Here is a 6,134-nt window from a genome sequence, read left to right as displayed (position 1 = left end):
CAGCTACCTTGGCGGCTGCTTTGGCCACGGCCGACCGCGGCGGCATCCCGATCGTTCGCGGCTGCCGCCGCTGGTGCGGAAAAAATATTTTGAAGCCCTCGCGCGACTATATATCGCGTGCATGTGCGCTCGCGCGATGGCACGTCTGACCTGCGATAACTAGACTTTTTCGGACTTTTTCTGAGCCCTACGATTAGGCTGCGCCACAGGACGTGGCGCAGGGGTCAAAAGGCAAGGAGGTTGTCATGGTCAGGGTTCGTCTTGAGGGCCTGCCCGACGAGGTTCAGCGCATCGCCGACGCGATGCAGGCGGCGGGGTGCGTGTTGGAGCGTTCCCGTGAGTACCCGAACCGCGCCGAGAGCAGGTATGTCCGCGTGTATCTCGACTGCGATCTGCCTGAAGGGCTGGAGGTGAGCCGCCATGATTGAGGTCGACGGCGTCGAGCTGCGTACCGCGGCACAGTGGGAGAAGAAGCACCGCCATGTCAAGAAAGGCCAGCTCGGAAAGGGCGTGGAGCGCACTTGGCGCTCCCCGAACGGAAACACGACCGCGATGTTCTACAACATCGAGCAGACGCGCCCCTGGGCGAAAAAGGACGTCGAGTCCGTCAATCGCAAGCGCCGCACCGACGCCAAGGCGAAGCGCGAGGCCGAGGAGCGCGAGCGCATCGAGAGCGCCGCCCGCGCGGAACAGCATCGCAAAGACCTTCTCGATTGTTGGAGGGCTCACATCGACGAGGAAACCTTGCAGGAGGGCCGCCGCGACCACACGGCCTTCCAGTGGTGCGCGCTGGGGTTCGTACCCATCGCTGAGGCGCGGTGGCGGCTCACCCGGTATGGAGGCAATTCCGCATGGTATTACTGTCATGCCTGGGATGTGCGCTATGACCCCGACCGCGCCAAGATGCTGCTGGAGACGGGGCCGCGCGAGTACGACAGGCTGCCCGACGGTCGTCCGTACGACGGGCGTCCGTGGTGGCAAGCGTAAAAAAACGGGGAGGGTCAAAACCCTCCCCGTTGCGTCAGCAGTGTCGACCAGCCTACCTGCGAGTCCTGTAGACCCTGCTTCGGTGGTCAACATCGACAACAAGGATGACGAGAACATCGTCCTCGATATCGACAACTATCCGATAGTCGCCGACCCGATAGCGCCAGAGACCTGATTTGTTCTCGGTCAATCCCTTTCCCATGCTTCTCGGGTCTTCGAGCTGTGAAATCTCATGAAGTTTCGCCACGATCCTCTTGGCGATCTGCTTGTCCAGCTTCTTCATCGAACGCTGGACGTCCTTGTCGATCTCAATCCGCCAAGCCAAGGCTTTCCTCCAGCTCGTCGAGCGTCACGGTCTCAAGCCTGCCGGCCCTATAATCCTCGACCTTCTTCATTAAGCCGTACTCGTATTCAAGCCTGTCAATCTCGGCAGCGAGCGCTTCTGTCATGTAGAAAGTCTTCGTGCGTCCCGTTGATTTCGCCAAACGGTCGTACCTGATTGCCAAGTCCTCGGGCATCCTCAATGCCGCGGTAGCAGTTGCCACGGTGCACCTCCCAATCATCTGTATAACACGTTATACATTCTAGCACACCATTCGCCGTATAAGTGTAAAACACGTTATACAGATGGCCGCAGGGGTGTACAATAAATATATTGATAATATACGTCCTGTAAAGGCAGGGCCTTACCCCTCGGGGGCGGCTGGTATGTGGGGTGGTGTTCAGTGGCAGATCGTAGGAAGAAACCGGAGCATGATGACGCCTGGTGGGCAGCCCAGCGCCATGCCTACATCGAGAAGAATGACATCCTTCTGTCCGACTATCCGTCCTGGGAATGGGTCAGCCCGTACGACTTCTGGCGGACCATCTTCCCCGAGGGCTTTCTGCAGCCCCGCGGTGAGGAGGTCCCGTGGCACGAGCAGGGCGGCGGCCACCCCAACGGCATCGCAATCCAGATCACCAACAGGACCAAGACGGTCAAGACCAAGACGGGCCGCAAGCGCGACGTTCCCGTGGTTGAGCGGTTCACGTTGACCGACGACCTCGACGGCGTGATGGAGCGCGTTGTCGACTCGAATCGGAAGAACGAGTCCGTCTTCTGTGCGCCCGTGTCGTTTTTCGGCAAGAGCCGCGTCGCGGAGAACGCCCGGTTCCTGCACGCCTTCGCGATCGACCTCGACGGCGTCGGCGTGCAGGAATTGAAGAACATGCTGAAGCAGTTCCGCAACGGACGCGACCCGAAGTTCGCCGCGGACAAATGGGTGTCCCTTCCCCAGCCGACCTTCCTCGTGAACTCGGGCACGGGCTTCCACCTCTACTACGTCCTCGACCAGCCGATCCCGCTGATTCCGCGCATCGTGCCGTTCGTGCAGGAGATCAAGGCGATGCTCACGGACTACATCTGGCGCGATACCGTCTCGACGCTCGAGGACGTCCAGCACCAGGGCATCTACCAGCCCTTCAGGATGCCCGGCACGCCTACGAAGCTCAATGGCAAGGCCGCTGGGTCGAAAATCAAGGATAAGTACGAGGCCGTGGCGTTCGTCCACAACGGCGAGGACGGGAAACCCTGGCGATGCAGCCTCGACTACCTGCTGGGATACGCCGGGGTTCGCGGCGGCAAGGACCGCGCCGAGCTCATCGAGCTCATGCGCACCGCCGGGCGTACGCCCATCGAGCGCGCCAAGAAGCTCTGGCCGGAGTGGTACCAGACGCGCATCGTCGAGGGCAAGGCCCCCGGCCGCTGGACCTGCAAGCGCGACCTGTACGACTGGTGGCTCGGCGAGGTCAAGACGAAGGCCACCGACCACCACCGCTACTGGTGCTTGAACGTGCTCGCGGCGTACGCAAAGAAGTGCGGTATCCCGTACGAGGAGCTCGAGGCCGATGCGCTCGCGCTCGTGCCGACTCTCGAGGACCTGACCGAGCGCGAGGACAACCACTTCACCGAGGAACACGCGCTCGCGGCCATCGAGGCGTACTACGACCCCATCATCCACAAGCTCACCCGCGACCGCATAGAGCGGCGCACCGCCATCGAGCTGCCGAAAAACAAGAGGAACGGGCGATCTCAGGCGAAGCACCTTGAGGGCGCGCGGGCCATTCGAGACATCAACAATGACAACTGGCGCGAGGGCAATGGACGAAAGCCAAAGGCCGACCTCGTCCGCGAATACGCCGCGGCGCACCCCGACGCCAGCCACAGCGCCATCGCCCGAGAGCTGGGCATATCGCGCACGACCGTCATCAAATGGCTGCACGATGCGCCGGAGGAAGTTGCCGAGACGGAAAGGCCGAATGGTTCGTGCGACTCAGCGATGGTTGAATTCAGGGACGCCATCCGCACCTGTTTCGAGTTCGCTGCCGTCGACGGAACCTTGGTGCTCCCCATAGAAAGAGCTCCATCTGAACGGGAAAAACGGGAACGGGAAACGGTAAAATCATCGGGAACCACCGGGAAAATCCCCGATAGTTCCCGGGAAAAGTTCCCGATTGACGATAGGTTGACCAATGGGCATAACGAAGCGTGAAATAGCGTCTGAGCTGGGAGTTTCCAAGCGAACAATAGCTAACTACATCGGGAAACTGGGACTGGGAAACCACGTTTCCCGAAACGGGAACACCGATTTCCTCGATGACTTCGCCGCGGCGGCTATCGCCGATGCGCTGAAGAACCCCGAGAAACCGTCCCGCCAGCCAGCGGCCGCGGCGCCCGTCCCGGACTCCCTGGCCGACTCCCTGGCCGCCCAACTGGAAATCGAGCGGTCCCGCAACGCCGAGCTGATGGAGGCCCTTGCGGCCGAGCGCGACCGCGCCGCCCGCGCCGAGGCCGAGGCCAAGGCACAGCTCGCCGAAGCCAACGCCAGGGTCGCGGAGCTCGCCGGAAAGCTCGCATCGCTCGCCGAACGCCAGCAGGCGATCGCCGCGACGCCGTGGTGGCGTCGCGGCCGCATGGCCATGAAGCTGCTCGGCCCAGGGGGAGAATAGCGGGAGCCCCGCGGCCCCTTCGATGGGCCGCGGGGCTCTTCGGTTTTCATCGCGGCGGCAGGGTCAGAACGGGTACACGAGCTTGCCGTCGATCTCGACCTCGGCCACGCCGCAGTACTGGTTGGCGCGATCCCAGAACTCATCCAGGCTGCCGCCGGGGCCGACCGCCGCGGCGGGCGGCAGGCGCAGCACCTCGCGGCTGAAGCCTCTTTCGGTGCGGGGCTTGGTCCCGTCATCACCGCCGCCCCTGTCGAACTCGAGGCGGCTCCAGAGCACCGCCGCCGAGCCGTCGGCGGTGAGCTCGAGGACGTCCTTGCTCAGCGCCGCCGATCCGTCGGCGCGGGTGTAGTAGCTCTCGACCTTGTTTTTAAAAGTGATGGTGACGTTCATTTCTGATCCCCCAGCAGCCTGCCGACGGCCTCGGCGATTTGGCTGCCGCGGGTGAACGGCGTGCCGTCCGTGTACCGCAGCTGTTCGGTCAGCGCGACGGACAGGGCGCGGCGGCTTTCCTCGGTGTCGAAGGTCATGCCAGCGGTCTGCTCGAGGATCGCGCCGACCTCGACCAAGCGGTGCGTGCGGGCCTTCCGCTCGGCCGCGGCCTTCTTCTTCTCGAGGTCCCTCAGCTCCTTCTTCAGCGCGGCGGCGCGAGCTGCCTGCTTGTCGGCCGCGGCCCTCTTCCGTGCAATCTGCTCGTCGATGGATGCCGTCATAAATGACCGCCCTTCCTTGCTCGTTGGCGTTTTGTCTTTGCAGCAAAATATACCCATACTCACGGTAAAATTTCGCGAGCTGGGTATATCACTACCAGAGGTAGTGCGCACTTGGCAGTACTTTTGCCGCGATGCGTCAAAAGTCCTGCACTGCGTGCGGTCTTGGCAGACGGCCCTACGCCCGACCCCGAAGCCGTTCGCCTGAGACGGCTCACGTCTACGGGGTCGGGCTGCGCGGTCGCTGCGCTCCCTTGCGCTCCGCGCCGCGGGCACCGTTCGCCGACCGCGGCTCACGGCACTCCGCGCCGCTGCGCGGGGCGCATCTGCGCCCCTTGCCTGAAAGGAACTCGCATGGCCATCTTCCATCTGAACTACCGCGGCTGCTCGCCCGCCACCGGGGCGGGCGCGGTCAGGAAGGCCGCGTACCAGTCGGGCCAGGCGCTTGTGGAAGAGCAGTCGGGGCAGCTCTGCGACTATGCCAGGAAGGAACGCGTCGTCGAGGAGGGTCTGTCTCTGCCCGGTGGCGTGCTGCCCATCGGGCGCGGCGAGCTCTGGAACGAGGCCGAGCGGGCATGGGCCGAGGGCGGCGGCGGCAACGAGCTCGTCGCGCTGCGCTATGAGTTTGCGTTGCCGATCGAGCTCGATGCCGCCGGCCGCCGCGCCTGCGTGCGCGACTTCTGCGGGATGTTCCCCGCGAAGGCGTGCGACTGGGCGATACATGATGACGGCCGCGGCGGGAACCCCCACGCTCACGTCCTCGTATCCGCGCTCGACATTAGCGCTCAGGGCTTCATCCAGAGGACCAAGGCCGAGAAGGGGCAGTGCTGGTACCTGTGCCAGGATGCACATGGGCAGCAGGCACCCATCCGCGCAACCGATTGGAAGGCAGCCAAGGCAGATGGCTGGGAGAAGATATATAACTTCAAGGATGGCCGCCGCCTGACAATGAAGCAGGCGAAGGCCGAGGGCCTGGGTACGAAGGACCGCACGAGTAAGAGGCCAGTGCAGATGCACCGTATCTCGGGTCAGGCCGCGCGCGACGTCGGTAGCGCCGAACTCACGGCCGTCCGCGCGGCCTGGGCAGAGATCGCCAACAGGCACCTCGCGGCACACGCCGCCGCAACGGGAACCACGGCGCAGGTTATCGACCATCGCAGCAATAAAGATAGAGGGCTGGATGAGCAGCCGACCGTGCATGAGGGCGGCACCGGGCTAATCGGGCACGCCGATCGCGTCAAGCTGAATAAAGAGATACGCGACCGCAACGCCCGCCTGCGGGTCCTTCGCGCAGAGCTGCAGCAGGAGGGCGCCGCCCTCGAGCAGCTGCAACGGGAGGTCGCGGAGCTCGAGCGTCAGCGCGGCCGCATCGAGAAGGCCAAGCGCGGTCGCGCCCAGGGCAGGCACAGGGGCGCGCTGGCCAAGCGCCGCCGCGTGGCCATGGCCACCGCC

At 63.9% G+C, this 6,134-nt stretch carries 9 protein-coding genes; 5 read left to right on the top strand and 4 right to left on the bottom strand.

From position 1 onward, the window contains the following. Nucleotides 1–245 precede the first annotated feature (245 nt). A complete protein-coding gene (locus DWX39_RS10445) occupies nucleotides 246–428 on the top strand; it encodes a hypothetical protein (RefSeq protein WP_117759877.1) in 183 nt (60 codons plus the stop codon). Then, entirely contained in the window at nucleotides 421–987 is a 567-nt protein-coding gene (locus DWX39_RS10440; RefSeq protein ID WP_117759875.1) for a hypothetical protein, read from the top strand. Before DWX39_RS10445 ends, DWX39_RS10440 begins: the two co-directional genes overlap by 8 nt. Before the next feature lie 52 nt (nucleotides 988–1,039). Here the strand turns inward: DWX39_RS10440 and DWX39_RS10435 are convergent, their stop codons facing one another. Both DWX39_RS10435 and DWX39_RS10430 read right to left on the bottom strand, forming a co-directional pair. Further along, nucleotides 1,040–1,270 (bottom strand): type II toxin-antitoxin system RelE/ParE family toxin, encoded by a 231-nt coding sequence (locus DWX39_RS10435; RefSeq protein ID WP_233508942.1) that lies wholly within the window; start codon nucleotides 1,268–1,270, stop codon nucleotides 1,040–1,042. Nucleotides 1,271–1,295: 25 nt separating this feature from the next. Continuing rightward, nucleotides 1,296–1,532, bottom strand: a complete 237-nt coding sequence (locus DWX39_RS10430) for an antitoxin (RefSeq protein WP_117759879.1) — start codon at nucleotides 1,530–1,532, stop codon at nucleotides 1,296–1,298. Nucleotides 1,533–1,712: 180 nt separating this feature from the next. Here DWX39_RS10430 and DWX39_RS10425 point away from each other — a divergent pair, with 180 nt between their 5' ends. Next, nucleotides 1,713–3,518, top strand: coding sequence for a hypothetical protein (locus DWX39_RS10425; protein ID WP_117759871.1), 1,806 nt, complete (start codon nucleotides 1,713–1,715; stop codon nucleotides 3,516–3,518). Further along, nucleotides 3,499–3,975, top strand: coding sequence for a hypothetical protein (locus DWX39_RS10420; protein ID WP_117759869.1), 477 nt, complete (start codon nucleotides 3,499–3,501; stop codon nucleotides 3,973–3,975). Before DWX39_RS10425 ends, DWX39_RS10420 begins: the two co-directional genes overlap by 20 nt. 63 nt (nucleotides 3,976–4,038) lie before the next feature. Here the strand turns inward: DWX39_RS10420 and DWX39_RS10415 are convergent, their stop codons facing one another. Beyond that, a complete protein-coding gene (locus tag DWX39_RS10415; RefSeq protein ID WP_117736964.1) occupies nucleotides 4,039–4,365 on the bottom strand; it encodes a hypothetical protein in 327 nt (108 codons plus the stop codon). Continuing rightward, nucleotides 4,362–4,685 (bottom strand): hypothetical protein, encoded by a 324-nt coding sequence (locus DWX39_RS10410; protein WP_117759867.1) that lies wholly within the window; start codon nucleotides 4,683–4,685, stop codon nucleotides 4,362–4,364. Before DWX39_RS10410 ends, DWX39_RS10415 begins: the two co-directional genes overlap by 4 nt. A 351-nt stretch (nucleotides 4,686–5,036) precedes the next feature. Between DWX39_RS10410 and DWX39_RS10405 the strand changes: the two genes are divergently transcribed. Next, a partial coding sequence (locus tag DWX39_RS10405) for a MobA/MobL family protein (protein ID WP_158561656.1) occupies nucleotides 5,037–6,134 on the top strand: 1,098 nt, incomplete at its 3' end.

The sequence above is a fragment of the Collinsella sp. AF19-1LB genome, from assembly GCF_003459655.1.
In the GTDB taxonomy this organism is placed as follows: Bacteria; Actinomycetota; Coriobacteriia; order Coriobacteriales; family Coriobacteriaceae; genus Collinsella.
Note: the sequence above shows the minus strand (reverse complement) of the source record. Positions and strands in the feature narration are given on the sequence as shown.